The sequence below is a fragment of the Amycolatopsis jiangsuensis genome, assembly GCF_014204865.1.
In the GTDB taxonomy this organism is placed as follows: Bacteria; Actinomycetota; Actinomycetes; order Mycobacteriales; family Pseudonocardiaceae; genus Amycolatopsis; species Amycolatopsis jiangsuensis.
In genome coordinates this window covers 5990152-6013878 of sequence record NZ_JACHMG010000001.1, presented here as the reverse complement: position 1 = coordinate 6013878, position 23727 = coordinate 5990152, and the positions used below count along the sequence as shown (strand labels likewise).

Genomic DNA, 23727 nt, shown 5'->3' with positions numbered 1-23727 from the left:
CGAGTTCGTTTCGCCGTCCGGAAAACCCGCTCATGACAGTGTTTTCGCTGGTTCCACGGGAAACCACGGCGTCGCTGTCCACCGTTCGGTGGACAGCCGGATTCCACTGGCCGGACGTCCCGGGACCACGTCGGCGGCCCCAGGATGAAGCCATGAGCACAGCGGTGCGAGTGCGCGGACTGCGCAAGGAGTACCCGGACCACCTCGCGGTGGCCGGAATCGATCTGGACATCCGCCACGGCGAGGTGTTCGCCCTCCTCGGCCCGAACGGGGCGGGCAAGACGACGACCGTGGAAATTCTGGAAGGACACCGGCGACGTACCGGTGGCGAGGCGCGCGTGCTGGGCGAGGACCCCGGCAGCGCGGGCCGGGCGTGGCGGGCGCGCCTCGGCATCGTGCTGCAGACGGCCACCGACGCGGCCGAGCTGACCGTGCGGGAGACCGTGCGCCACTTCGCGAGGTACTACCCGAACTTCCGTAACCCGGAGGAGGTGATCGAGCAGGTCGGGCTGAGCGCGAAGGCGGGGGCGCGGGTCAGGTCGCTGTCCGGCGGGCAACGCCGGCGGGTGGACGTGGCACTCGGCATCGTGGGCCGTCCGGAGCTGCTCTTCCTCGACGAGCCGACCACCGGCTTCGACCCGGAGGCCCGGCGGCAGTTCTGGACGCTGATCGACGGACTCGCCGACGACGGCACCACCATCGTGCTCACCACCCACTACCTCGACGAGGTCGAGGCGCTGGCCGACCGGCTCGCGGTGCTCGCCGGCGGCGGGCTCGTCGCGGAGGGGACCCCGGCAACGCTGGGCGGGCGCGAACGGGCCGATGCCATCGTGCGGTGGACCGACGAGCGCGGAAACCACGAGGAGCGCACCGCGTTCCCCGCGAAGCTCGTCACGCAGCTTTCCGGCGACGGCAGGGAGCTCGCCGGCCTCACCGTGACGCGGCCCAGCCTGGAGGACGTCTACCTGGACCTGATCGGGGAGAAACCGTGACCACGACCGCACCCGTTCCCGGCCCGCTGAGCCTCGGCCTCGCCCGCGGCTCGTTCGAGCTGCGGCAGTTCTTCCGAAATCGCGAGCAGGTGGTGTTCACCTTCACCCTGCCCGCGGTGCTGATGGTGCTGCTCGGCTCCATCCTCGACGGCCCGACCACACAGGCCGGGCTGTCCTCGGGGCAGCTGCTCGCGGCCGGCATGATCGGCGCCGGCATCGTGTCCACCTCGTTCACCAGCGTCGGCATCGGCATCGCCGCGGATCGGGAGACGGGTGCGCTGAAACGGCTGCGTGGCACGCCGATGCCCCCGGCGGCATACTTCATCGGCAAGGTGGTCATGGTCGCGGTGACCAGCGTGGCGCAGACCGTGCTGATGGCCGCGGTGGCCATGCTGCTGTTCGGCCTGGAGCTGCCAACGGACCCGGAGAAGTGGCTGACGCTGCTGTGGGTACTGGTGCTCGGCATCGTGTCCTCGACGCTGCTCGGGATCGCGATCAGCTCGCTGACCCGTACCGCCAACGGCACGGTGGCCGTGGTGCAGCTGGTGTACCTGGTGCTGCAGTTCATCTCCGGGGTTTTCATCACCCCGATCACCACCCTGCCGAAGATCATGGTCGACATCGCGTCCTTCTTCCCGCTGAAATGGATCTGCCAGGGCTTCCGGTCGGTGTTCCTGCCGCCGGAGGCCGCAACCCAGGAGATGGCGGGGACATGGGAACTGCCGATGGTCGCACTCGTTCTCGGCGTGTGGTGCGTGGCCGGGCTCCTGCTCGCGAGGGTGACGTTCCGGTGGACGAACGAAGTACGGTGAACCGCACGGACGACGCCTGGCGGCGTTCGTACTGGGCCTGGGAGGTGCTGTTCGCGGTCGCCTGCGTGGCGACCGCGCTCCTGGTGCTCTTCGACGATCCGGCGCCGGCGGCCAAGGCGGTCGCCGACGGCGCGATCGCGGCAATGGCGCTCGGCTACCTGGTGACCGGGCGGCACATCGTGCAGGGAGAGGACAACGGCACGGCCCGGGTCCTCGCCTCGACCGCGCTGCTCCTGCTCACCGCCACCGCGATCTTCGCGGCCACCACCGCCAGCTTCGTGCTGTTCTTCACCGCTCCGCTGCTGTTCATGCTGCTGGAGCTGCGCCCGGCAGTGGTGGCGACGACGCTGCTGATCCTGTGTGAACCGGCCTCGGCGGTCCTCGCCGGTGGCTGGGACTCCCCGAACCTGGTCATCCTGCTGCCGATGACCGCCATCCTCCTGGTTTTCAGCGTGCTGGCCGGCAAGTTCACCAGCGACGTGCTGCGGGAGAGCAGCGAGCGGGCCCGGCTGATCCGCGAACTCGAGGAGAGCCAGGCGGAGGTCGAGCGGCTCTCGCACGAGGCGGGCACCGCGGCCGAACGGGAGCGGCTGGCTCGCGAGATCCACGACACGCTGGCACAGGGCTTCACCAGCATCGTCGCGTTGACCCAGGCGATCGAGTCCGAACTGGACACCGACCCGGCCGCGGTGCGCAAGCATCTGGCGCTGGCCGGGGCGACCGCGCGGGAGAACCTGGCCGAAGCACGCACGATGGTCGCCGCGTTGACACCGTCCGAATTGGCCACCGGCTCGCTGCCGGATGCCGTACGGCGTCAGGTGAACCGGCTGGCCGAGGAGACCGGTATCGCCGTCGAGTGCGAAGTGGACAGTGTGCTGCCGCCACTGCGCACCGCGACCGAGGTCGTGTTGCTGCGGGCGGCGCAGGAGGCGCTGGCCAACGTCCGCAAGCACGCCAGAGCGTCCCGGGTGCACGTGCGCCTGTCCGCCGTGGACGGAACAGTACGGTTGCGTGTGGACGATGACGGCTGCGGTTTCTCCTCGCAGGCACCCACTTCCGGCTTCGGGTTACGCGGGATGCGCTCTCGGGCCGAAACGGTGGGCGGTCGGCTGACCGTGCGGGCGGGCGAGAGCGGCGGCACCGGGCTGGAACTGGAGGTGCCCGCATGATCACGATCATGCTCGTGGACGACCATCCCGTGGTCCGCGAAGGCCTGCGCGGGATGCTCGAAGCCGAGGCGGACCTCACTGTCGTCGGCGAAGCCGGTTCCGGTGACGAAGCAGTGGCGCTGGACCGCGTGAAGCAGCCGGACGTGGTGCTGATGGACCTGCGAATGCCCGGCCTGGACGGGGTCGGGGCCATCCGCGCGATCCTCGCCGAGACACCCGCGCGACGAATCGTCGTGCTGACCACTTACGAAACCGACGCCGACATCCTGCGCGCTGTGGAAGCTGGTGCGGCCGGCTACCTGCTGAAGGACGCTTCGCGCACCGAGCTGGCCGGGGCGATCCGCGCGGCGGCGCGTGGCGAAACCGTGCTGGCGCCGTCGGTCGCGGGCAGGCTGGTGCACCGGATGCGGAATCCGGAACCGGTGTCCCCGCTGTCCCCGCGGGAGGTCGAAGTGCTCCGGCTGGTGGCGAAAGGACTGACCAACGCCGAGATCGGCCGCGCTCTCCACATCGGTGAAGCGACCGTGAAAACCCATCTGCTGCGGGTGTTCGCCAAACTCGAGGTGTCCGACCGCACGGCGGCGGTGACGACTGCGCTGGACCGGGCTCTGCTCGGCTGACCCGTCCGGGCAGAATGGCCCGCATGCTGGACTCGACCGAACTTGCCCTGTACCGCCGGCTCGCGCGTGAACAGGCGGTCGGCCGCGCTCCATCACTGGTCGCGGCCGTGGTCCGGGACGGCGAGATCGCCTGGTCCGGCGCCCGCGGTCGGGTGGGCGCGGACCGTCCGACCGACGACACGCAGTACCGGCTCGGCTCGATCACCAAGACCATGATCGCGACCGCCGTGCTGCGCCTGCGCGACGAGGGCAAGCTCGAGCTGACCGATCCGCTGGAGCGGCACCTGTCGGGTACCGCCTTCGGGTCCGCGACCATCGCGCAGCTGCTTTCCCACACCTCCGGGCTCACGTCGGAATCGCCAGGCCAGTGGTGGGAACGCTCACCGGGCGCGGACTGGGCGGCGCTCGCGTCGAGCCTGGAGAAGGACGCGACGAAACTGCGGCCGGGCTTCAAGTTCCACTACTCGAACGTCGGCTTCGGCGTGCTCGGCGAACTGGTGGCACGCCACCGCGGCCGCTCCTGGTACGACGTCGTGCGCGAGGAAATCCTGACCCCGCTGGGCATGCACCGCACGACCCCGCACCCCGAAGGCGCGCACGCGGAGGGCTTCGCCGTGCACCCGTTCGCCGACGTGCTGCTGCCCGAACCGTCGCCGGACGCCGGCGCGATGGCCCCGGCGGGTCAGCTGTGGTCCACGATCACCGACCTCGGCCGCTGGACGTCGTTCCTCGGCGGGCACACCGGCGGGGTGCTGTCCGGGGGCACCCTGGCCGAGATGCGGACGATGAACACCGTCGACGACACCGAGGTGTGGACGACCGGTTTCGGGCTCGGCCTGATGGTGGCGCGCCACCAGGGCAGGCACCTGGCCGGGCACACCGGCTCGATGCCCGGTTTCCTCGCCGCGACCCTGATCGACGCGGCCACCGGCACCGGCGCGCTGTGCCTGGCCAACTCCACCTCCGGCGTGGGCATCACGACGCTGTGCCTCGACCTCATCGGCATCACCGAGGAACGGGAACCCGCGCTGCCCGCGGAATGGCAACCGTCCACTGTGGATCCGAAGCTGCTCGCGCTCACCGGACTGTGGCACTGGGGCCCGACCCCGTACCTGCTGCGCGTGCAGAGCGACGGGCTGCTGTCGCTCGATCCGGCCACCGGCGGCGGCCGCGCCTCCCGCTTCCACCCGACCGGCCCGGACCAGTGGCTGGGCCTGGACGGCTACTACGCGGGCGAAACGCTGACCGTCGGCCGCGGACCGGACGGAACGGCCGACCATCTGAACCTGGCCACGTTCATCTTCAGCCGCACCCCCTACGATCCGGCCGCCCCGATCCCGGGCGGGGTGGACGAAGCCGGCTGGCGCTGAGCCCGCGGACGTACCCCGGCCACCCGGTGATCCGGTTCTGCTCCCACATCGCGGACAGCGGGCCACCGCCGTCAGCAGCGTCGTCCCGACCTGAGAGACTGGCCACATGACCGACGCCGAGTTGAGCATCCCCGCAGACCTCAAGCCGGCCGACGGCCGCTTCGGCTGCGGACCCTCGAAGGTCCGCGAAGAGCAGCTCGTCAGCCTCGCCCGCTCCGGGTCCACCTACCTGGGCACCTCCCACCGGCAGAAGCCGGTGAAGTCCCTCGTCGGGCGGGTTCGGGCCGGCCTGTCCGAACTGTTCTCGCTGCCCGAGGGCTACGAGGTGATCCTCGGCAACGGCGGCACCACCGCGTTCTGGGACGCCGCCGCGTTCGGGCTCGTGCGGGAGCAGGCGCAGCACTTCACCTACGGTGAGTTCTCCTCGAAGTTCGCGACCGTGACGAACAAGGCGCCGTTCCTCAAGGACTCCGTCGTGGTCAAGGGCGAGCCCGGCAGCGCGCCGGAGATCGCCTACCAGGCGGGCGCCGACCTCGTCGGCTGGGCGCACAACGAGACCTCCACCGGGGTGGCGGTGCCGGTGCGCCGTCCGGCGGGCAGTGCGGGCGCGCTGGTCGCGATCGACGCCACCTCGGGTGCCGGCGGCCTGCCGGTCAAGGCCGAGGACTTCGACGTGTACTACTTCGCGCCGCAGAAGTCGTTCGCCTCCGACGGCGGGCTGTGGATCGCCCTCGCCTCGCCCGCCGCGGTCGAGCGGATCGGCGAGCTCGGCGGCGGCGACCGCTGGATCCCCGAGTTCCTGTCGCTGACCACGGCGCTGGACAACTCGCGCAAGGACCAGACCTACAACACCCCCGCGGTGGCCACGCTCTTCCTGCTCGCCGAGCAGATCGAGTGGATGAACGGCCAGGGCGGGCTCGACTGGACCACGGCGCGGACCAAGGAATCCTCGGGCCGGCTCTACGAATGGGCGGAGAAGACGTCCTACACCACGCCGTTCGTGACCGATCCGGCGCTGCGTTCGCAGGTCGTGGGCACGGTGGACTTCGCCGACGAGGTCGACGCCGCCGCGGTGGCGAAGGTGTTGCGCGCGAACGGCATCGTCGACACCGAGCCGTACCGGAAGCTGGGCCGCAACCAGCTGCGCATCGGCCTGTTCCCGGCGATCGACCCGGACGACATCACCCAGCTCACCCGCTGCATCGAGTACGTCGTCGAACGCCAGTCCTGACCCACCCCCTCGTGAGTGGTGAGAACCGGTCTCACCACTCACGAGGGTTCAGGCGAGGGCGCGGCTGGGTGGCAGCCGTGCGGCGCGGGCCGCGGGGTAGGCCCCGGCGACGGCGCCGACCACGGCGGACACCGCGATCCCGCCGATCAGCGCGAGCGGCGGCAGTACCGCGGGCCAGCCCTGGCTCAGTGCGTACCCGGCGGTCGCCAGCACGCCGATGAGCACCCCGACGATCCCGCCGAGCCCGGACAGCAGCACCGATTCCGCGAGGAACTGCCCGCGGACCTGCCGGCGGGTCGCGCCGAGCGCCCGGCGCAGGCCGATTTCCCGGCGTCGTTCCAGCACCGAGATCACCATCGTGTTGGCCACGCCGACGCCGCCGACCAGCAGCGCCACCCCACCCAGGCCGAGGAACAACGCGCTGTAGCTGTTTTCGGTCAGCTGCTGCGCTTCGAGCGCGTCGGAGGGACGGCGGACGTCCACCTCCTCCGGTGACGCCGGGTTCAGCGTCGCGCCGAGCACCTCACGCACCGCGGGCACCTGCGATTCGTCGGCACGGACGTACACGGTGGTCGGATGCCCGTCGAAGCCGAGCAGCGCCTGTGCGGTGCCCCAGCCCACCAGCACCGACCGTTCCACCTCGGGCGCGAGCGGCATCGGGCCGAGCACCCCGGCGACGGTGAACCAGCGTCCGGCCAGCCAGACCTGCGGTGGCCGGGCCGGGTCGACGTGGTCGACACCCAGCCGCGCGGCAGCCTCCCGGCCGAGTACGACGACCGGGAACTTCTCGTTCGCCGGCCCGAGGAACGCCCCGGACACGATCTCTCCGCCCAGTACGCCGAGCAGCTCCGGATGCGCCGCGTACACCGACAGCCCGGACGTCTCCTCGGCCGGTATGTGGTCGTTGCGGCGCACACTCTGGCTGGTCAGCCCGAGTTCCGCGGCGGCCTGCACCGGGCCGATCCGCAGTGCCCGGTCGACCGCGCCGTCGGGCAGCGTCGCGTCCTCCCCGAACAGGGTCTGCCCCGGCGCGGCGGTCAGCAGGTTGGTACCGAGCGCGGCGAGCCGGTCGTGGATCGCTTTCGCGCTCGACGCCGGGATCGCCAGCACCGCGACCATCGCGGCCACGCCGATGGCGATCCCGAGCGCCGACAGCACGGCCCGCACCGGGCGGGTCCGCATCCCGTGCGCCCCGAGCGCGAGCACGTCCCGCACCCCGAGCCGCGCGGGCGACGGCACCGGTGGCGGTTCCGGCGGCGAGGCGGGCGCGGATGGTGGTGGCGGTGGTGGTGGTGCGACCGTGGTCATCGCGGCCCGCCTTCCCCGCGGACGACCGGACCGGCCAGTGAAGCACTGTCGCCACCGGCAATCGGACCAGCGGTCGACCCGCCGTCCCCATGCACGAGCCGCCCCTCGGCCGGCGCGTCACCACCGGCACCACCGGCGATCGGCCGCGTGACCGGATGGCCTGCCGCGTCCCGCACCTCGCGGACCGGGACCGAGACGACCGGCGTGACGACCGGCGTGACGACCGGCGTCCGGTGCCGCGGCTGCCTCGGGGTTCCTCGGGTGCCGGGGTGGCCGGTTCCGGGGTGCCCGGTGTCGCGTTGCAGGGTGCCGTCGAGCAGTTCGATCTGGCGGGGCAGCCCGGCCGCGATCTCCCGGTCATGGGTGATCACGACGATCGTGGTGCCGTCCGCGCTCAGCTCGCCCAGCAGTGCGAGCACCGCGGCGCCGGTGCCGGTGTCGAGGTTCCCGGTCGGCTCGTCGGCGAGGAGGATGGCCGGTTCGCTGACCACCGCGCGGGCGATCGCCACCCGCTGCCGTTCGCCGCCGGACAGTTCGCCGGGCCGGTGTTCGGCCCGGTGCGACAGCCCGACCCGCTCCAGCGCGGCCATCGCCCGCCGTCGCCGTTCGCGACGCGCGACACCCGCGTACAGCAGCCCGGTGCAGACGTTGTCCACCGCGCCGAGCCCCTCGTCGAGGAAGAACTGCTGGAAGACGAACCCGATCCAGCGTGACCGCAGCGCGGCCAGCCTGCGGTCCGACAGCGTGGCGACGTCGTGCCCGCGTACCTCGATCCGCCCCGCGGTCGGCCGGTCGAGGGTGCCCATCAGCTGCAGCAACGTCGACTTGCCCGAACCGGACGGGCCCACGATCGCGGCGAGCTCGCCCTCCGCGAGCGACAGCGAGACGTCCCGCAGCGCGGCCACCCCGCCCGGATAGGTGCGTGCGGCCCCGCGCACGGCGAGCACCGGCGTCACGAGGTCGTCACCACCCGCATGCCCTCGGCCAGCCCGGTCCCGGAGACCTCCACCTTGCCACCGCTGAACAGCCCGGTCTCGACCCCGATCAGCCGCTGCTGCCCGTTCTGCTCGACCTGCACCGCGTATCCGCCCTCGGCGAGCGCCAGCAGCGCCCCGACCGGAACGGCCAGCACTCCCTTGTGGACGTCCTTGGTGAACCGTACGGTCACCGGTGCCGAATCGAGCGAACCTGCCGCCTTCGGGTCGTCCAGCCGCACGGTGACGGTGATGGTGAGCTTCCCGTTGGGCTGGCCCGCGGCGTCCTTGCCCGGTTCGGCGACGTGGCCGACGTCGGTGACCGTGCCGGTGGTCCCGGTCCCGTTCACGGTCACCGCGACCTTCGCGTCCACCTGCGCGAGCTGCTGTTTCTCCGCGTCGATCTTCACCTCCACCGAGCGCGCCGTACCGGTCGTCTTCAGTACCGACCCCTGCGCCGGACCGCCGAGCTGCCCGGAGGCCTCGGACACCCGCAGTTCACCGGCGGCGAGTACGACGTCGCCCTGGCCGAAGGTGCCGGTCCGCTCGGCGCCGAGCGACTTCTGCCACCGCTTCACCGCCGCGGCGGTCGCCGAGGTGAACGAGGTGTCCGGCGTGCCGAATCCGCCGAAACCCAGTGCCCGCAGGTTTTCTTCCAGTTCCTTGACGTCCTCGCCCTTGTCCACGCCCACCGAAAGGTCGCGGTAGAACGGCAGGCTGCCGTAGAACAACGGCACCGGCTTCGCGTCCACTCCGTACACGGTGTCGCCGCGGGAAAGCTTCGACCCGGGTGCCGGCAACCAGGTCAGCGTGCCGGATTTCCGTCCGTTCACCGCGGTTTCCGAGCCGTAGCCGAGGGTGCCTTCGGCCTCTTCCTCGTCGCTGAGGTCGGCCTTGACCACCTCGGTGGTCTCGACCGGCTTCGGTCCGGCGGCCGGGGCGGACGCGCCCTCGGCCACCCGCGTGAGCACCACGACAGTCGTCGTGCCCAGTACGACGACCGCCGCCGCGACCGCGACGAGCCAGCGGGCCCGCCGGGACTTTCCGGTCACTTCGAGCCCCCCGCCGCGGCCGGCGCGGCGTCACCCATACCGCAGGCCTTGGCCGCCTCGCTGAACTTGTCCTGCTCCCCGGCCTTGATCCCGGGCATCATCCGGGCACCGCCGTCCGGATTCGGGTCCGGCATGTCGACACCGTGCTCACGCATGCACTTGGCCTGCTCACGGGCCTCGTCCAGCTCCTGCGGGCTGAGCTTCTTCGGCTCGCCGCCGTTGGGCAGGAAGTGCTTGCAGGTCTCACTGGCCTTCTCCAGCTTGCCGTCGCCGCCACCACCCGGCAGGGCGATCGTGACGCCCTGGCCGTCCCCCTTCGGATCGGGCATGTCGATGCCGTTGTCCCGCATGCATTTCGCGTACTTCAGCATGGCCTGTTCACGGTCGGCGTCGGTGCCGCCGCTGCCGCCCGTGTCGCCGGCGGCCGACGAGCTCGGGGGCGACGAGATCGACGCGACCTTGTCCCCCTCGTCGCCGCCGCTGCCGCACGCCGACAGCACCAGCGCCGCCATTCCGGCCAGAGCGGCCACCGCTGACTTCCGCATTGCTCCTCCTTCGTCACCCCGGGTCGTCCGACCCGGTGGGCGAAGTTCTACGGAACCGGCGATTCCGGCGCGGTAAGCGAAACCGCTTATGCCGCGCTTATCCGCCACCCGGTAGAAATGAGCCGGTGCGGGTACTGGTGGTGGAGGACGAGCGGCTGCTCGCCGATTCGGTCGCCGAGGGCCTGCGCCGGCTGTCCATGGCCGTCGACGTGTGCTACGACGGGCGGCAGGCGATGGAGCGGGTGGGGGTGCACGGTTACGACGTGGTCGTGCTGGACCGGGATCTGCCGCTGGTGCACGGCGACCAGGTGTGCGGGGCGCTGCTGGAGCAGGGCGGGCAGGCGCGGGTGCTGATGCTGACCGCGGCCGCGGACGTGATGGACCGCGTCGCCGGGCTCGGCCTCGGTGCCGACGACTACCTGACCAAGCCGTTCGTGTTCGCCGAGCTGGTGGCCCGGGTGCAGGCGCTCGGCCGCCGCGCGCGGCCCGCGCTGCCGCCGGTGCTGGAACGCGGCGACGTGGTGCTCGACCTGCCCCGGCACCAGGCGTCCCGGGCCGGCCGGTTCCTCTCGCTCTCGCCCAAGGAGTTCGCCGTGCTGGAGGTACTGATGCGAGCCGAGGGTGCCGTGGTCAGCGCCGAGGAGCTGCTGGAGAAGGCCTGGGACGAGCACGCCGACCCGTTCACCAACGCGGTGCGGGTCGCCATGATGACCCTGCGCCGCAAACTGGGAGAACCGCAGGTGATCGAGACCGTGCCCGGCGCGGGCTACCGGTTCGGCGTGTGAAGCGCATGCGGCTGTCCATCCGTACCCGGCTCACCGCCCTGTACGGCGGGCTGTTCCTGCTCGCCGGGCTGGCCCTGCTGGTGATCAACTATCTGCTGGTGAACAGTTCGCTGCCGGAGGCGGCGGGGTTCGTCGCCACCCGCCCCGTCGTGGATCTCACGCAGTCGGCCGGCTCCGCCGTCCAGATCAGCCCGGCGCTGCCCGCGCGACCGGCGCCGTCCGACACCATCACAGCGGTGTCGGTGGTTTCGGACTACCGCTCCACCACGCTGTCCACGCTGCTCGTCGGGTCCGCGATCGCGTTGCTCGTCGCGGCCGCGCTGGCGGTGTTCTTCGGCTGGATCATGGCGAGCCGCACGCTGCGGCCGCTGCACACGATCACCTCCACCGCACGGAAGCTCGAAGCGGGACGGCTCGACCGGCGGATCAACCTCGACGGCCCGGGTGACGAGCTCAAGGAGCTCGCGGACACCTTCGACGGCATGCTCGACCGGCTCGGCGAGGCCTTCGACAGCCAGAAACGGTTCGTCGCCAACGCTTCCCACGAGCTGCGCACTCCACTCGCCGTGCAGCGCACGCTGATCGAGGTTTCGCTGGCCGATCCGCAGGCCGGTCCGGAGCTGCGCAAGCTCGGCGAGCACCTGCTGCTCACCAACGAACGCAGCGAACGGATGATCGAGGGCCTGCTGGTGCTCGCGCGCAGTGACCGCGGGCTGGCCAGCCGGTCTCCGGTACGGCTCGACCAGGTGGTCACCAGCGTGGTCGAAGCGACCGCCGGGCAGGCCGCGGAGGCAGGCGTGACCGTCGAGACCCGGTTGCCGGCACGGACCGTCGCGGGCGATCCGGTACTGCTCGAACGGCTCGTGACCAATCTCGTGGTCAACGCCATCACCTACAACACCCGCGGGGGCTGGGTGCACGTCGAGGTCGGCGGCGATCCGGCGCTCACCGTCCGCAACTCCGGGCCGGTGGTGCCCGCCGAGGCCGCAGCCGGGCTGTTCGAGCCGTTCCGGCGGCTGGACGCGGAGCGCACCGGGGATGCACGCAACGCGGGGCTCGGCCTGTCCATCGTCGCGTCGGTGGCGCGTGCGCACGACGGTGAGGCACACGCCCGGCCAGGCACGCGGGGCGGGCTGGTCGTCTCGGTCCGGCTGCCGCCGCACGGGTAATCCACTCGTTCGTGACGGAACGTGTCCGGCGTGTCACGGCACTCGCCTCACCGGCGCGGCTGAGAAGATGATCACCTGCGGCGGCGGACGCCGGGCGCCTCGGCGCGCCTCACCGGTCAAGCCGACGCGCCGTTCTAACGTGGACACCCACAAAGGTGAAGACCGGGGAGGCGAGAAATGCGGGCGTTGCGGGTGGTCGGGTTGCACGAGGACGGAAAGTCCCTCGTGCTCGAGGACCCGGCGAGCCGTACCCGCTTCCTGCTCCCGGCGGATGAGAGGCTGCGAGCAGCGGCGAGGGGGGACATCGCCCGGCTGGGCCAGATCGAGATCGAGTTGGAGAGCCAGATGCGGCCACGCGAGATCCAGGCGCGAATCCGCGCCGGCGAGTCCGTCGACCAGGTCGCGAGCAGCGCGGGTGTCTCGGCACAGCGCGTGGAGCGGTTCGCCTACCCGGTGCTTCTGGAGCGCTCCCGCACGGCGGAGCTGGCGCAGAGCGCGCACCCGGTCCGCGAGGACGGGCCGGACGTGCAGACCCTCGGCGAGGTCATCGCGTACGCCTTCGGGGTGCGCGGGCACGACTACGGCCAGGCCCAGTGGGACGCCTGGCGCGGCGAAGACGGCAAGTGGGTCGTGGTGCTGCGCTGGAAGGCCGGGCGCTCGGACAACCGCGCGCACTGGTCGTTCTCCCCCGGTGCACACGGCGGCACGGTGCACGCGCTCGACGAGAACGCCGAAGTCCTGCTCAACCCGAACGCCTACCGGGCGCCCCGCACCGTGCGCGCGCTCGAGCCCGCGCGCGATGCCGTGGTGCAGCCCACGCTCGACTCGACCGACGAAGTGCCGGAGATCGAGGGTCCAGGGGAACGGGACGAGGACGACGACACCCGCGAGATCCCCCGCGTGCCCGGTGACGAGGACGGCGCCGAGCAGCCGCGCACGAAGCCCAAGAAGAACCACCCGATCGTGCCGTCCTGGGAGGACGTGCTGCTCGGGGTCCGCACCCAGCGGGGCTGACCCTCAGCCGTCCAGCAGGGCGGCCAGCGACGGCGGCGCCACCTGCCGGTAGGCCTCGCGCACGATGTGGTCCACCTCGGCCCAGTCGACCTCCACGTCGAGGCGTACGCCGAGCCAGCCGCGGTGCCCGACGTAGGGCGGGCGGAAGAAGCGGTCCGGCTCGGTGCTCACCAGCTCCTCCTGCACATCGGGCGGCGCGGCGCACCAGAACGCGAGCCGGTCGTCGTGGTGGCGGGCGGCGTACATCACGAACGTCGTGCGCCCCCGGACGAACCAGGTCGGCTCACCGTGGCTCAGCCGCTCGGTGACCTCGGGCAGGGCCGTGCACAGGGCTCGCAGTTCCTCCAGCGGTGCCATCGGCCCAGTATCGGCCGCTCACCACACCGTCGCCAGCACACCGGCCCAGGCCACGACCAGTCCGCCACCCACGCCGTACACGGCCCAGCGCAGGATCGGCACGCGGCGGCCCAGCCACAGCGAGGGCACGATGCCGCCGGTCACCACGAGAGCGGCGACCACGGCGAGCCAGCCGCTCGTCTCGCGGGCGAGGGTGCCGGCGAGGGCAAGCATGGCGACGACGACCACGATGGCGGAGAACAACGACACCGTCAGACCGGTGAACCACGGCGTCGGCTCGGGAGCCGCGCTCGACCGGCCCGCCCGGCGTGGCCCCCGTTCGCGGGCCGGCGGCTCGATCACCGTCTCGGCTCCGGTCACCGGATCGACGAACCGGACCTGCGTGCCCATCACCGCCGCCAGGCGGACGGCGAGCTGACGGCCGCGCTGGGCCACCACCGCACGCGCGGCGTCGGTACCCGCTTCGGCTCGCGTCACGGCGGACGCGACGCGCGCCCATTCGTGCAACGCCTCGGCGAGGTCCGCACCGATCGCGAGCCGCCGGGGGTCGACCTCCCGCCCCTGCTCGCCGCCGGGCCCGGCGAGCACCGCGTGCTCGCCCCGGATCCGCAGCTCCATGGTGTCCTTCCGCGCCGGGAACGTCCGGCGAATGCCACCTTAGTGGGGGATGCCCCTGCCGGAATCGCTCAACCCGCGGCGACCTCGTGGAAGGCGATGGCCGCCGCGGTGGCCACGTTCAGCGAATCCACGCCGGCCACCATCTCGACCCGCACCGCGACGTCGGCCGCCGCGATCGCCTCCTCGCTCAGCCCCGGGCCCTCGGCACCCAGCATCAGCGCGATCGGGCCGGGCAGCTGGTCCCGCAGCCCGCGCAGCGGTATCGAATCCGGCCGCGGGGTGAGCGCCGCCACCCGGAAACCACGGTCGCGCAGGACATCCAGCCCGTCGGGCCACGCGTCGAAGGACGCGAACGGCACCCGGAGCACGTGCCCCATCGACACCCGCACACTGCGCCGGTACAGCGGATCCGAACAGCCGGGCCCGAGCAGCACGCCGTCCACGCCGAGTGCGGCCGCGTTGCGGAACAGCGCGCCCAGGTTTTCGTGATCTCCCACGCCTTCCAGCACCGCGAGCACCTTCGCGCGGTCGACGATCTCGCCCACCGTGGGCGGAACCGGACGGTCCGCCACCGCCAGCACGCCGCGGTTGAGATGGAAACCCACGACCCCGGCCATCGTCTCCGCGGACGTCACGTAGGCGGGTACGTCCAGATCCGTGAGCGCGCCCTCCAGCTCGCGGACCCGACGATGTACACCGAGCAGCGCACGCACCGGGTACCGCGACGCGAGCAGCCTGCCGACCACCACCGTGCCTTCCGCGATCACCAGTCCCCGCCCGCCCGGGCGGTCCGGACGGCGGTCCGCTGTGGACAGGTCGCGAAAGTCGTCGAGCCCCGGATGGGCGCCGTCCTCGGTGAAGATCAGTTCAGCCACATCGGACAGTCTCGCATCCGCGCCCAGCGGCGCCTGCTGGTCCGAACGACCGGCGCCCCGTGGTACGAACGGCGGATTCCGCTCCGGCGGTCCACCCCCCGTGACCGACAGCACCAGTTTGGCCGCTAGCCGCGGCGCACCGGCTGTGCGACGGTGGTCGGCCTGGCAGTCCCCGCCCCGGACATCCGCGGACAGCAGCCTAGGAGCGCGTCAAGACATGGGTACGGATCTATCGGCCACTCCACGCCTTCTCGACCGCGGACGGTACCGCCGCAAAGTGCAGCGATGTCTCGACACTCTCGCCCGGATGCTCACCGATGGGAGCTTTTCCTTTCCCCGCAAGAACATCGGGCTCGAGGTGGAACTGAACCTGGTGGACGGACGGCTGCGTCCGTCGATGACCAACTCGGCGGTGCTGGAAGCACTGGACGATCCGTCGTTCACCACCGAACTCGGTCAGCACAATTTGGAGCTGAACGTGCCGCCGCGGCCGCTGGCCGGAGATTCCGCGCTGCAACTGGAAAACGATCTGAACGCCTACCTCGGCAAGGCGGCGGGCACGGCGACCGACACCGGGTCCACCCTCGCCATGATCGGCATCCTGCCCACCCTGGCCCAGGAACACTTCGACCAGAAATGGCTCACCAACAAGACGCGTTACTCGTCACTCAACGACGAGATCTTCGCCGCCCGCGGGGAACGGCTCGCGCTCACCATGGACGGTGCCGCTCTGCCCGGCGCGCAACCGGAACGGCTGCGCAGCTTCGCCGAATCCATTCTCCCGGAGGCGGCCTGCACCTCGGTGCAACTGCACCTGCAGGTGGCCCCGGAAGAGTTCGCCGCGCACTGGAACGCGGCGCAGTGCCTGGCCGGCCCGCAGATCGCACTCGCCGCCAATTCGCCTTTCCTGCTGGGCAAGGCGTTGTGGCACGAAACCCGGATCCCGTTGTTCCAGCAGGCCACCGACACCCGTCCGGAGGAGCTGAAGAACCAGGGAGTCCGGCCGCGGGTGTGGTTCGGCGAGCGCTGGATCACCTCGATCTTCGACCTGTTCGAGGAGAACGTCCGCTACTTCCCCGGTCTGCTGCCGGAAACCGACGAGGAGGATCCGCTCGAAGCGCTGGAATCCGGGCAGGCACCACGGCTTTCCGAACTCCGCATGCACAACGGCACGATCTGGCGGTGGAACCGGCCGGTCTACGACGTGGTCGACGGCCTGCCGCATCTGCGGGTGGAGAACCGCGTGCTGCCGGCCGGACCGACGGTGGCCGACATCGTCGCGAACGCCGCCTTCTTCTACGGTGCCCAGCGCGCACTGGCCGAGCAGGAGCGTCCGGTCTGGACCCAGATGTCGTTCCAGGCCGCGGAGGAGAACCTGTACGCCGGCGCACGCAAGGGGTTCGACGCGCAGCTGTACTGGCCGGGCATCGGCTGGATCCCGCCGGACGAGCTGGCCCTGCGCGTCCTGCTGCCGCTGGCGCACGACGGCCTGCGGCGCTCCGGCGTTTCCGACGAGGCCCGCGTGCGTTACCTGGGGATCATCGAACGCCGGTGCCTCGCCCGGCGCAGCGGCGCGGCCTGGCAGCGGGACTACGTGCGCCGCGCGGAGGACCAGGGTGCCGACCGGGAGACGGCGCTGAACCGGATGCTCGGCCGGTACCTGGAGCTCTCGGCCGGCGGTGAACCGGTGCACACCTGGCCGCTCACCGACTGAGTACGGCACCTTTTCCCCTACAGTGTTTTTCACCGGAAGGGGGTGGGTGCATGCCGAAGGTGCTCGGTGGCTCACTCGAAGCCCATCGCCGCGAGGTGCGCACGCGGGTGTTCGCGGTGCTGCGCGAGCAGCTCTACGAACGCGGGTTCGACGCGGTCACGCTGGCCGGCGTCGCCGCGGCGGCCGGGGTCGGCCGCACCGCGCTGTACAACCACTTCCCGGACAAGGAAAGCCTGCTCGTCGCTTTCGTCGAGGAGGAGGCGGCGCGCTACGTCGACCGGCTGCGGGACGCCGTGGAGGCGGAACCGGACCCGGTCGCGCAGCTGGCCACGTTCGTCCGGCTGCAGCTGCGCGTGCTCGCCGAACACCACCTCCCGCCGGGCACCGCGCTGGAGTCGGCGCTCGCGCCCACGGCGTACCAGCGGATCAGCGCGCACGCCGACCCGATCACCGGACAGCTGCGGGCGGTGCTGCTGGCCGGCGTCGACGCGGGCAGCTGGCCCGCCCAGGATGTGGACGTGGTGGTCGCCATGATCACCGCGGCGCTGGGCAGCCGGCAGGTGATCGACGTGCCCCCGGAGCAGCTGCCCGAGGTGATGGAGACGGCCGTGCGGTTCGTGCTGCAGGCAGTCGGTTCGGTGGAGATTTCCGGCCCCGCGCCGGATTAGGCTGGCCTAAGCCGGAGTTGGGGCCTACGCTCTTTCTGACAGCTTGTCAGATCGACGCCGGAGGGCCACCATGTCGATGACCGCGGACCTCGACGCACCCCCGTTCTCCAAGCGCCTGCGCGCCTCCACCTGGACGGTGCACCAGAAGGCCAACCACTCGCGATACATGGGCGCGTTGTTCGGCGGGGAACTGCCGCTGGCGGGCTACACCCGGCTGGCTGTCCAGTACTACTTCATCTACCGGGCCATCGAGCGCGCCAGCGACGCGATGACCGCGGACGCGGTGGGTCGCGAGTTCGTGTTCGACGAGCTGCGCCGGCTGCCCGCGCTGGAGAGCGATTTGGCACATCTGCTCGGTCCCGGCTGGCGCACCGAGATCCGGCCACTGCCGGCCACCGAGGCCTACACCGCGCGGATCGCCGAGGCGTCCGGCTGGGCCGGCGGCTACGTCGCCCACCACTACACCCGCTACCTCGGCGACATCGCCGGCGGCCAGGCCATCCGGCGGCTGCTGGAGAAGAAGTTCGGGCTGACCGCCGACGGCGCGCGTTTCTACCACTTCGACGCGATCGGCAGCGCGCCCGCGTTTCGGGACCGGTACCGGGCGAAGCTCGACGTGGCACCATGGACCGACGCGGAACGCGACCGGGTGATCGGCGAATGCACCGTCGCGTTCGAACACAACATCGCGATCTTCGACGAGCTGGCCACCGAACTGGAGCTGGGTGCGGCCGCGGAGGGATGAACCCGGTCACACCACGTTGACCTCCAGCTAGCTGGAGGTACGAGGCTCGGTTTCACATCGCCCGCGTGCGGGTACGCCGTGTCGGTCCGTGGGACGACACTGCCCCCGCTCGCCGGGAACCCCGGTGTGCTACTAGGTTCGACAGTACGAACTTGCGTCGAAGACAGTTAGGAGGGCCAATGGCCCGCTACGAGCTGCCCGAACTCGACTACGACTACGGCGCCCTCGCGCCGCACATCTCGGGCGAGATCAACGAGCTGCACCACAGCAAGCACCACGCGACCTACGTCAAGGGCGCGAACGACACGCTGGACAAGCTGGAGGCGGCTCGCGAAGCGAACGACTTCGGTTCGATCGTCGGCCTCGAGACCACGCTGGCGTTCAACCTCGCGGGGCACGCCAACCACGTCGTCTGGTGGAAGATCCTCTCCCCGGAAGGCGGCGACAAGCCGACCGGTGAGCTGGCCGCCGCAATCGACGAGGCGTTCGGCTCGTTCGACAAGTTCAAGGCCCAGTTCACCGCGGTGTCCACCACGATCCAGGGCAACGGCTGGGGCGCGCTCTCCTGGGACCCGATCGGCAAGACGCTGATCACCCAGCAGCTGCGCGACCACCACAACAACCTGATCCTGCCGACCGTGCCGATCCTGCTGGTCGACGTGTGGGAGCACGCGTTCTACCTGGACTACAAGAACGTGAAGCCGGACTACGTCAAGGCCCTGTGGAACGTCTTCAACTGGGCGGAGATCAGCAAGCGCTTCGACAACGCGGTCGCCGGCGGCAACGGTCTGCTGCTGAGCTGAGCGCGTCACGCTTTCAGCCGAACGGGGCTCCTCCATCCGGAGGGGCCCCGTTCGTATTTCGCTTGACCTCGAGTGCACTCGAGGTGTGAGAGTGGGTGCATGGACGTCGACGCCTACCTCGCCCGCCTGGACCTGCCGGTGCCCGCCGCGGCCGATCTGGCCGCCCTGCGTGTGCTGCAGGAGCGCCATCTCGCCCGGGTCCCGTTCGAGAACCTGAGCGTGCACCTCGGCGAGACGATCGAGCTGACCGAGGAAGCACTGTTCGACAAGATCGTGCGCCACCACCGCGGCGGATTCTGCTACGAGCTGAACGGCCTGTTCGCCGCGCTGCTGCGCGAGCTCGGCTTCGTGGCCACCCTGCACGCGGCGCAGGTCTTCGACGACGACGGCGTGCCCGGTCCGCCGCTGGACCACGCCTGCGTGCTCGTCCGCATCGAGGGCGAGCAATGGCTCGTCGACGTCGGCTTCGGCCGCTTCAGCAGGCAGCCGCTGCGCTTGTCCGCAGTGGACCCGCAGCCGGACTCCGAAGGCGAGTACCTGCTGTTGGACGCACCCCACGGTGACGTGGACGTGCTCCAGGACGGCGTACGCCAGTACCGCGTGGAGCGCCGCCCGCGCCGGCTGTCCGACTTCGCGCCGATGGCCTGGTGGCAGTCGACGTCTCCGGACTCGCACTTCACGCAGAGCCTGACCTGCTCCCGCCCGACCGCGCAGGGCCGGGTGACGCTGTCCGGCGACCGGCTGATCGAGACGGTCGACGGCGTGCGCAACGAGGTGGAACTGCCCACGGAGGCCGCGGTCCGGCTGGCCTACCGCGTCTACTTCGGCCTCCGGCTGACCCGCCTGCCCGTACCACCCGGCGACCATCCCTTGACGACCCCGGCGCAGAACCCGACCATGAACCCGACCTGAGGCGGAGCTTCGCGAGCCGGCCGGCCTGATCGGCCGCGGACGCACGGAGCCGCATCCGACCGGAGTTGCACCTGAACGGAGCCGTACCTGAACGCAGGCCCCACATGAACGGAGCCCCGCACCCGGGGTTCCCAGGTGCGGGGCTCCGTCCGTTCCCGAACTGACTGCCGCTCCCACCACGAAGCGGACATGTATGAGGTTAGCCTAACCTCACCAGCCTCCGCAAGACCGTCTCTCCGGAGACCCGGGTCTCACTCGTCCGAGTGAGACCTTGGCATGCCGAAAAGCCGTGGAGGCCTCCTTCAGTTCCCGAAGGAGGCTCCACGGCCGGCAAGCGGGTGGGTCAGCGCTGGAGGATTCGCGGGCCGGTGCGGAAGCGGCGGACCGGCAGTGCCACGCCGCCGCGGCGGATCAGCACCAGCGCGCACACCACGGCCGCGATCAGCGAGAGCGCGCCGCCGATGTAGAACGGCGAGCGCCCGCCGAAGGTGTCGGCCATCCAGCCGGTCATCGGGCCGCCGATCGGGTTGCCGCCGATCAGCACCAGCACGTAGAGACCCATCACGCGGCCGCGCATCTCCGGGGACACGGACGTCTGCACCAGCGTGTTCGCGGTGTTCAGGAAGGTGATCGTCGCGAAGCCGAGCGGGATCAGGCCGATGCCGAAGGCGAGGTAGGTCGGCAGGAACGCGGTGATGAACTCGAACAGGCCGAGTGCCGCACCGGAGATCACCAGCAGCCGCACCCGCGGACGTCCCCGGATACCCCGCCGCGCGGACGCCAGTGCCCCGGTGAACGTTCCGGCCGCGACGAGCGTGGACAGCAGGCCGTAGCCGTCGGCCTCGGTGTGGAAGACGTTGGCGGCCACGATCGGCAGCGACGTGAAGTAGGTGATGCCGAACGTGCTGACGAAGAACACCAGCACCATCACCGTGATCAGGTCGGGCCGCCGTCGCACGTAGCGCAGGCCCTCCACCAGCTGTCCCTTCGCCCGCGGAACGGCAGGGCCACGGAACAGCTTCGCCGGATTCATCAGCGCGACGCCGGTGATCACCGCGATCGTGCTGACCGCGTTGGCGATGAACAGCCAGCCGGTGCCCACCCAAGTGATGGCGAACCCGGCGATCGCCGGCCCGACGATGCGCGCCATGTTGAAGATCGACGAGTTCAGCGCCACCGCGTTGGCCACCTGGTCGCGGCCGACCATCTCGGCCACGAACGACTGCCGCGTGGGCACCTCCATCGCGGAGGTGACGCCGAGCAGCACGCACAGCAGGTACACGTGCCACAGCTGGGCCACGCCGGCCAGGTCGAGCACGCCGAGCAGGACGGCCTGCACGCAGTTGGCCGCCTGGATGATCATCAGCAGCCGGCGCTTGTCGACCCGGTCGGCCAGCACACCGGCCCACAGCGACAGCAGCAGCGTCGGCGTGAACTGACACGCGACCGCGACGCCGAGCGCCACCGGGTTGTTGCCGGAGAGGGTGAACACCAGCCAGTCCTGGGCGATGCGCTGCATCCAGGTACCGATGTTCGAGATGACCTGGCCGGTGAAGAACAGCCGGTAGTTGCGCACCCGCAGCGAGGAGAACATGCCGCGCCGGTTCGTCTTCGCCCCGGGCTCCGGATCGGCCTCCCCGGCCGGCTGCGCCTTCGGCTCGGACTCCGGTCCCGGCTCCCCCGCCGGCGTTGCGTCCGGCCGCGACACGCGGCTCGGTCCCTCCGCCGCATCCGCTTCTCGCCGCGACGCGCGGTCTGGTTCACCTGTGGGTCCCGCTTCCGGCCGCTGTGCGCGGCCTGCCCCACCCGCCGGCGCCGCCTTCATCCCGGCGTCCGGCCGCGACGCGCGGTCTGTTCCCTCCGCCGGATCCGGTGCGGAGTCCGCCTCGGCGTCCGGGCGGTCCGTGGGGGCGGCGGGGCCTGGCGGGGCGGACGGTGGTGCCGTCTCCCGGGTAGCAATGGTTTCGGTCGGACGTCCTGTTTCGCTACCCGTGGCCCTCACCTGTGCTAGTTCCCCGCCATCCTGTCGATGATCTCCGCGGCCCGGGAGAGCACCTCGCGCTCTTCCTCGCCGAGTTCGGCCAGTTGCCGGTCCAGCCACGCCTCCCGTACCGAGATGGCCTTGCGCACGTACGCCAGCCCGTCGTCGGAGAGTTCGACGATGGCCTGCCGGCCGTCGGTCGGATGCGGGCGGCGCTCGACGAAACCCTTCTCCTCGAGCGCGGCGATCACCCTCGTCATCGAGGGCGGCTGGACGCCTTCCTTCGCGGCCAGCCGACCTGGGGTCAGCGGACCGCACTTGTGCAGGGTGGACAGCGCGGCGATCTGCGTCAGCGAGACGTCGTCGCCCACCCGCTGTGCCCGGAGCCGGCGGTTGAGCCGGACCACTGCGAGACGCAGGCGGCTCGCCAGGGAGCGCTCGTGCGGATCGCCGGACATATTAGTTAGCATACCTCACGACCCCGTCCGGCCGTTCCCACGAGTGAGCGAACTCGCGCCGGTCAGGACAGCGCGGCCTGGATCGGGCCGACCGCGAAGTAGGCGACGAAGGCCACCGCGATCACCCACAGCAACGGGTGCACCTGCCGGGCCCGCCCGGTCACCGCGCGGATCACCACGTAGCTCACGAAGCCCGCGCCGATGCCGTTCGCGATCGAGTAGGTGAACGGCATGACCACGATCGTCAGGAAGGCCGGCAGCGCCACGGAGAAGTCGGTGAAGTCGATGTCGCGGACCTGCGCCATCATCAGCGCGCCCACCACGACCAGCGCCGGCGCCGCGGCCTCGACCGGGATCACCTGGTAGAGCGGGGTGAGGAACATGGCCGCGAGGAACAGCACGCCGGTCACGACGTTCGCCAGCCCGGTGCGCGCGCCCTCGGCGATCCCCGACGCGGATTCCACGAACACCGTGTTCGAGCTGGCCGAGCCGAAGCCGCCGGCCGCACCGGCGAGCCCTTCCACGAACAGTGCGCGACCGACGTTCGGCAGCTGCCCGTCCTTGCCGACCAGCCCGGCCTCCTTGCCCAGACCGGTCATGGTGCCCATGGCGTCGAAGAAGTCGGCGAGCACGAGCGTGAACACCAGCAGCACCACGGTGATGATCGGCAGCCGCGTCCAGGCCCCGAAGGACACGTCGCCGACGAGCGACAGATCGGGCAGCCCGACGACGTTGTCCGGCAGCGCCGGGTAGCCGAGGTTCCACCCCTTCGGATCGGAGCCGTTCGACGGGCCTGCCTTGACGATCGCCTCCACCACGATCGCGAGCACGGTCGAGCCGAGCACCCCGATCAGGATCGCGCCCTTGACCCGCTTGGCGACGAGGATCGCGGTGAGCAGCAGGCCGACGACGAACACCGCGGTCGGCCAGGACGCGATCGAACCGTCGATCCCGAGACCGACCGGCACGGTGGTGTTCGCGGCGTCCGGCAGCCGGCGCACGAATCCGGCGTCGACCAGCCCGATGAAGCAGATGAACAATCCGATACCCACCGCGATGGCCGATTTCAGCTGCGGGGGCACCGCGCGGAACACCGCGGTGCGGAAGCCGGTGAGCACGAGCAGCACGATGATCACGCCCTCGATGACCACCAGCCCCATCGCCTCCGGCCAGCTCATCTGCGGGGCGATGGTGACCGCGAGCAGGCTGTTGATGCCCAGCCCGGCGGCGATGCCGAACGGGTAGTTCGCGACCAGGCCCATCAGGATGGTGAGCACCCCGGCGACCAGCGCGGTGACCGCGGCGACCTGCGGTACCGGCAGGATGTTGCCGAGCACGTCCGGGTGCGCGGACGGGGTGTTCGCGGCGAAACTGCCGATGATCAGCGGGTTGAGCACCACGATGTAGGCCATCGTCACGAACGTGACCACGCCGCCGCGGATCTCCCGCCCGGTGTTCGACCCGCGTTCGCTGATCCTGAAGAAGCGGTCCAGAGTGGACCCGGCCCGCCGCTCGCGCTGTTCCGCCATTTCCCTGCCTGTCTCGCTGATCGCCC

General features: G+C 70.9%; 23 protein-coding genes and 1 pseudogene. 14 read left to right on the top strand and 10 right to left on the bottom strand.

Annotation, left to right across the window (positions count from 1 at the left end; genetic code table 11):
- The first annotated feature begins 152 nt into the window (after positions 1 to 152).
- The 6 genes from BJY18_RS27295 (at position 153) to serC (ending at position 6194) form a co-directional block, all read left to right on the top strand.
- Complete coding sequence (locus BJY18_RS27295; RefSeq protein WP_184782790.1) at positions 153 to 992, top strand: ABC transporter ATP-binding protein; 840 nt, start codon at positions 153 to 155, stop codon at positions 990 to 992.
- Complete coding sequence (locus BJY18_RS27290; protein ID WP_184782789.1) at positions 989 to 1804, top strand: ABC transporter permease; 816 nt, start codon at positions 989 to 991, stop codon at positions 1802 to 1804. The genes BJY18_RS27295 and BJY18_RS27290 overlap by 4 nt, the downstream gene beginning before the upstream one ends.
- Positions 1783 to 2973, top strand: a complete 1191-nt coding sequence (locus BJY18_RS27285; RefSeq protein WP_312873972.1) for a sensor histidine kinase — start codon at positions 1783 to 1785, stop codon at positions 2971 to 2973. Before BJY18_RS27290 ends, BJY18_RS27285 begins: the two co-directional genes overlap by 22 nt.
- The gene (locus BJY18_RS27280; protein WP_184782787.1) at positions 2970 to 3593 is read left to right on the top strand and encodes a response regulator; all 624 of its coding nucleotides are present in this window, start codon (positions 2970 to 2972) and stop codon (positions 3591 to 3593) included. The genes BJY18_RS27285 and BJY18_RS27280 overlap by 4 nt, the downstream gene beginning before the upstream one ends.
- A 23-nt stretch (positions 3594 to 3616) precedes the next feature.
- Entirely contained in the window at positions 3617 to 4963 is a 1347-nt protein-coding gene (locus BJY18_RS27275; RefSeq protein ID WP_184782786.1) for a serine hydrolase domain-containing protein, read from the top strand.
- Positions 4964 to 5069: 106 nt separating this feature from the next.
- A complete protein-coding gene (gene serC / locus BJY18_RS27270) occupies positions 5070 to 6194 on the top strand; it encodes a phosphoserine transaminase (RefSeq protein ID WP_184782785.1) in 1125 nt (374 codons plus the stop codon).
- 48 nt (positions 6195 to 6242) lie between these two features.
- On the opposite strand, the gene BJY18_RS27265 is transcribed toward serC, so the two are convergent.
- The 4 genes and pseudogenes from BJY18_RS27265 to BJY18_RS27250 form a co-directional block, all read right to left on the bottom strand.
- Complete coding sequence (locus BJY18_RS27265; RefSeq protein ID WP_246460341.1) at positions 6243 to 7376, bottom strand: ABC transporter permease; 1134 nt, start codon at positions 7374 to 7376, stop codon at positions 6243 to 6245.
- Between the two features lie 413 nt (positions 7377 to 7789).
- Positions 7790 to 8458: pseudogene (locus tag BJY18_RS36400) on the bottom strand (ABC transporter ATP-binding protein); the annotation flags it as partial.
- On the bottom strand, positions 8455 to 9528 hold the full coding sequence (locus tag BJY18_RS27255) for a peptidoglycan-binding protein (RefSeq protein ID WP_184782783.1): 1074 nt from the start codon (positions 9526 to 9528) through the stop codon (positions 8455 to 8457). The pseudogene BJY18_RS36400 and the gene BJY18_RS27255, both read right to left, overlap by 4 nt.
- Entirely contained in the window at positions 9525 to 10073 is a 549-nt protein-coding gene (locus tag BJY18_RS27250) for a hypothetical protein (RefSeq protein ID WP_184782782.1), read from the bottom strand. Before BJY18_RS27250 ends, BJY18_RS27255 begins: the two co-directional genes overlap by 4 nt.
- 125 nt (positions 10074 to 10198) lie before the next feature.
- On the opposite strand from BJY18_RS27250, the gene BJY18_RS27245 reads away from it, so the two are divergent.
- From BJY18_RS27245 to sepH, 3 genes are all read left to right on the top strand, one after another.
- Positions 10199 to 10858: a response regulator transcription factor gene (locus BJY18_RS27245; RefSeq protein ID WP_184782781.1), complete on the top strand. Its 660-nt coding sequence runs from the start codon at positions 10199 to 10201 to the stop codon at positions 10856 to 10858.
- A 5-nt stretch (positions 10859 to 10863) separates the two neighbouring features.
- Complete coding sequence (locus tag BJY18_RS27240) at positions 10864 to 12027, top strand: sensor histidine kinase (protein WP_184782780.1); 1164 nt, start codon at positions 10864 to 10866, stop codon at positions 12025 to 12027.
- Positions 12028 to 12204: 177 nt separating this feature from the next.
- On the top strand, positions 12205 to 13041 hold the full coding sequence (sepH, locus tag BJY18_RS27235; protein ID WP_184782779.1) for a septation protein SepH: 837 nt from the start codon (positions 12205 to 12207) through the stop codon (positions 13039 to 13041).
- A gap of 3 nt (positions 13042 to 13044) precedes the next feature.
- Here the strand turns inward: sepH and BJY18_RS27230 are convergent, their stop codons facing one another.
- From BJY18_RS27230 to BJY18_RS27220, 3 genes are all read right to left on the bottom strand, one after another.
- Positions 13045 to 13398 carry an MmcQ/YjbR family DNA-binding protein gene (locus BJY18_RS27230; RefSeq protein WP_184782778.1) on the bottom strand — a complete coding sequence of 118 codons (354 nt, stop codon included), beginning with the start codon at positions 13396 to 13398 and terminating at the stop codon, positions 13045 to 13047.
- 18 nt (positions 13399 to 13416) lie between these two features.
- Positions 13417 to 14016: a DUF2537 domain-containing protein gene (locus BJY18_RS27225; protein ID WP_184782777.1), complete on the bottom strand. Its 600-nt coding sequence runs from the start codon at positions 14014 to 14016 to the stop codon at positions 13417 to 13419.
- Positions 14017 to 14084: 68 nt separating this feature from the next.
- The gene (locus tag BJY18_RS27220) at positions 14085 to 14891 is read right to left on the bottom strand and encodes a TrmH family RNA methyltransferase (RefSeq protein ID WP_184782776.1); all 807 of its coding nucleotides are present in this window, start codon (positions 14889 to 14891) and stop codon (positions 14085 to 14087) included.
- Positions 14892 to 15108: 217 nt separating this feature from the next.
- On the opposite strand from BJY18_RS27220, the gene BJY18_RS27215 reads away from it, so the two are divergent.
- From BJY18_RS27215 to BJY18_RS27195, 5 genes are all read left to right on the top strand, one after another.
- Positions 15109 to 16605 carry a glutamate-cysteine ligase family protein gene (locus BJY18_RS27215; protein WP_184782775.1) on the top strand — a complete coding sequence of 499 codons (1497 nt, stop codon included), beginning with the start codon at positions 15109 to 15111 and terminating at the stop codon, positions 16603 to 16605.
- A gap of 50 nt (positions 16606 to 16655) precedes the next feature.
- Positions 16656 to 17273, top strand: coding sequence for a TetR/AcrR family transcriptional regulator (locus BJY18_RS27210; protein WP_184782774.1), 618 nt, complete (start codon positions 16656 to 16658; stop codon positions 17271 to 17273).
- 70 nt (positions 17274 to 17343) lie between these two features.
- Positions 17344 to 18018 (top strand): biliverdin-producing heme oxygenase, encoded by a 675-nt coding sequence (locus tag BJY18_RS27205; protein ID WP_184782773.1) that lies wholly within the window; start codon positions 17344 to 17346, stop codon positions 18016 to 18018.
- 179 nt (positions 18019 to 18197) lie between these two features.
- Complete coding sequence (locus BJY18_RS27200; RefSeq protein WP_184782772.1) at positions 18198 to 18821, top strand: superoxide dismutase; 624 nt, start codon at positions 18198 to 18200, stop codon at positions 18819 to 18821.
- Between the two features lie 99 nt (positions 18822 to 18920).
- The gene (locus BJY18_RS27195) at positions 18921 to 19733 is read left to right on the top strand and encodes an arylamine N-acetyltransferase family protein (RefSeq protein ID WP_184782771.1); all 813 of its coding nucleotides are present in this window, start codon (positions 18921 to 18923) and stop codon (positions 19731 to 19733) included.
- A gap of 343 nt (positions 19734 to 20076) precedes the next feature.
- Here the strand turns inward: BJY18_RS27195 and BJY18_RS27190 are convergent, their stop codons facing one another.
- From BJY18_RS27190 to BJY18_RS27180, 3 genes are all read right to left on the bottom strand, one after another.
- Entirely contained in the window at positions 20077 to 21327 is a 1251-nt protein-coding gene (locus tag BJY18_RS27190; protein ID WP_184784869.1) for an MFS transporter, read from the bottom strand.
- Positions 21328 to 21740: 413 nt separating this feature from the next.
- Entirely contained in the window at positions 21741 to 22172 is a 432-nt protein-coding gene (locus BJY18_RS27185) for a MarR family winged helix-turn-helix transcriptional regulator (protein ID WP_184782770.1), read from the bottom strand.
- Between the two features lie 62 nt (positions 22173 to 22234).
- Positions 22235 to 23701 (bottom strand): NCS2 family permease, encoded by a 1467-nt coding sequence (locus BJY18_RS27180; protein WP_184782769.1) that lies wholly within the window; start codon positions 23699 to 23701, stop codon positions 22235 to 22237.
- Between the last annotated feature and the right edge of the window lie 26 nt (positions 23702 to 23727).

What these genes read in the sequence shown, in the direction of transcription:
- BJY18_RS27295 (WP_184782790.1), top strand. Translation starts at nt 153, where the DNA reads ATGAGCACAGCGGTGCGAGTGCGCGGACTGCGCAAGGAGTACCCGGAC.
- BJY18_RS27280 (WP_184782787.1), top strand. Translation starts at nt 2,970, where the DNA reads ATGATCACGATCATGCTCGTGGACGACCATCCCGTGGTCCGCGAAGGC.
- BJY18_RS27275 (WP_184782786.1), top strand. Translation starts at nt 3,617, where the DNA reads ATGCTGGACTCGACCGAACTTGCCCTGTACCGCCGGCTCGCGCGTGAA.
- serC (WP_184782785.1), top strand. Translation starts at nt 5,070, where the DNA reads ATGACCGACGCCGAGTTGAGCATCCCCGCAGACCTCAAGCCGGCCGAC.
- BJY18_RS27265 (WP_246460341.1), bottom strand. Translation starts at nt 7,376, where the DNA reads ATGCGGACCCGCCCGGTGCGGGCCGTGCTGTCGGCGCTCGGGATCGCC.
- BJY18_RS27250 (WP_184782782.1), bottom strand. Translation starts at nt 10,073, where the DNA reads ATGCGGAAGTCAGCGGTGGCCGCTCTGGCCGGAATGGCGGCGCTGGTG.
- BJY18_RS27240 (WP_184782780.1), top strand. Translation starts at nt 10,864, where the DNA reads ATGCGGCTGTCCATCCGTACCCGGCTCACCGCCCTGTACGGCGGGCTG.
- sepH (WP_184782779.1), top strand. Translation starts at nt 12,205, where the DNA reads ATGCGGGCGTTGCGGGTGGTCGGGTTGCACGAGGACGGAAAGTCCCTC.
- BJY18_RS27230 (WP_184782778.1), bottom strand. Translation starts at nt 13,398, where the DNA reads ATGGCACCGCTGGAGGAACTGCGAGCCCTGTGCACGGCCCTGCCCGAG.
- BJY18_RS27225 (WP_184782777.1), bottom strand. Translation starts at nt 14,016, where the DNA reads ATGGAGCTGCGGATCCGGGGCGAGCACGCGGTGCTCGCCGGGCCCGGC.
- BJY18_RS27215 (WP_184782775.1), top strand. Translation starts at nt 15,109, where the DNA reads ATGGGTACGGATCTATCGGCCACTCCACGCCTTCTCGACCGCGGACGG.
- BJY18_RS27210 (WP_184782774.1), top strand. Translation starts at nt 16,656, where the DNA reads ATGCCGAAGGTGCTCGGTGGCTCACTCGAAGCCCATCGCCGCGAGGTG.
- BJY18_RS27205 (WP_184782773.1), top strand. Translation starts at nt 17,344, where the DNA reads ATGTCGATGACCGCGGACCTCGACGCACCCCCGTTCTCCAAGCGCCTG.
- BJY18_RS27200 (WP_184782772.1), top strand. Translation starts at nt 18,198, where the DNA reads ATGGCCCGCTACGAGCTGCCCGAACTCGACTACGACTACGGCGCCCTC.
- BJY18_RS27195 (WP_184782771.1), top strand. Translation starts at nt 18,921, where the DNA reads ATGGACGTCGACGCCTACCTCGCCCGCCTGGACCTGCCGGTGCCCGCC.
- BJY18_RS27190 (WP_184784869.1), bottom strand. Translation starts at nt 21,327, where the DNA reads ATGTTCTCCTCGCTGCGGGTGCGCAACTACCGGCTGTTCTTCACCGGC.
- BJY18_RS27185 (WP_184782770.1), bottom strand. Translation starts at nt 22,172, where the DNA reads ATGTCCGGCGATCCGCACGAGCGCTCCCTGGCGAGCCGCCTGCGTCTC.
- BJY18_RS27180 (WP_184782769.1), bottom strand. Translation starts at nt 23,701, where the DNA reads ATGGCGGAACAGCGCGAGCGGCGGGCCGGGTCCACTCTGGACCGCTTC.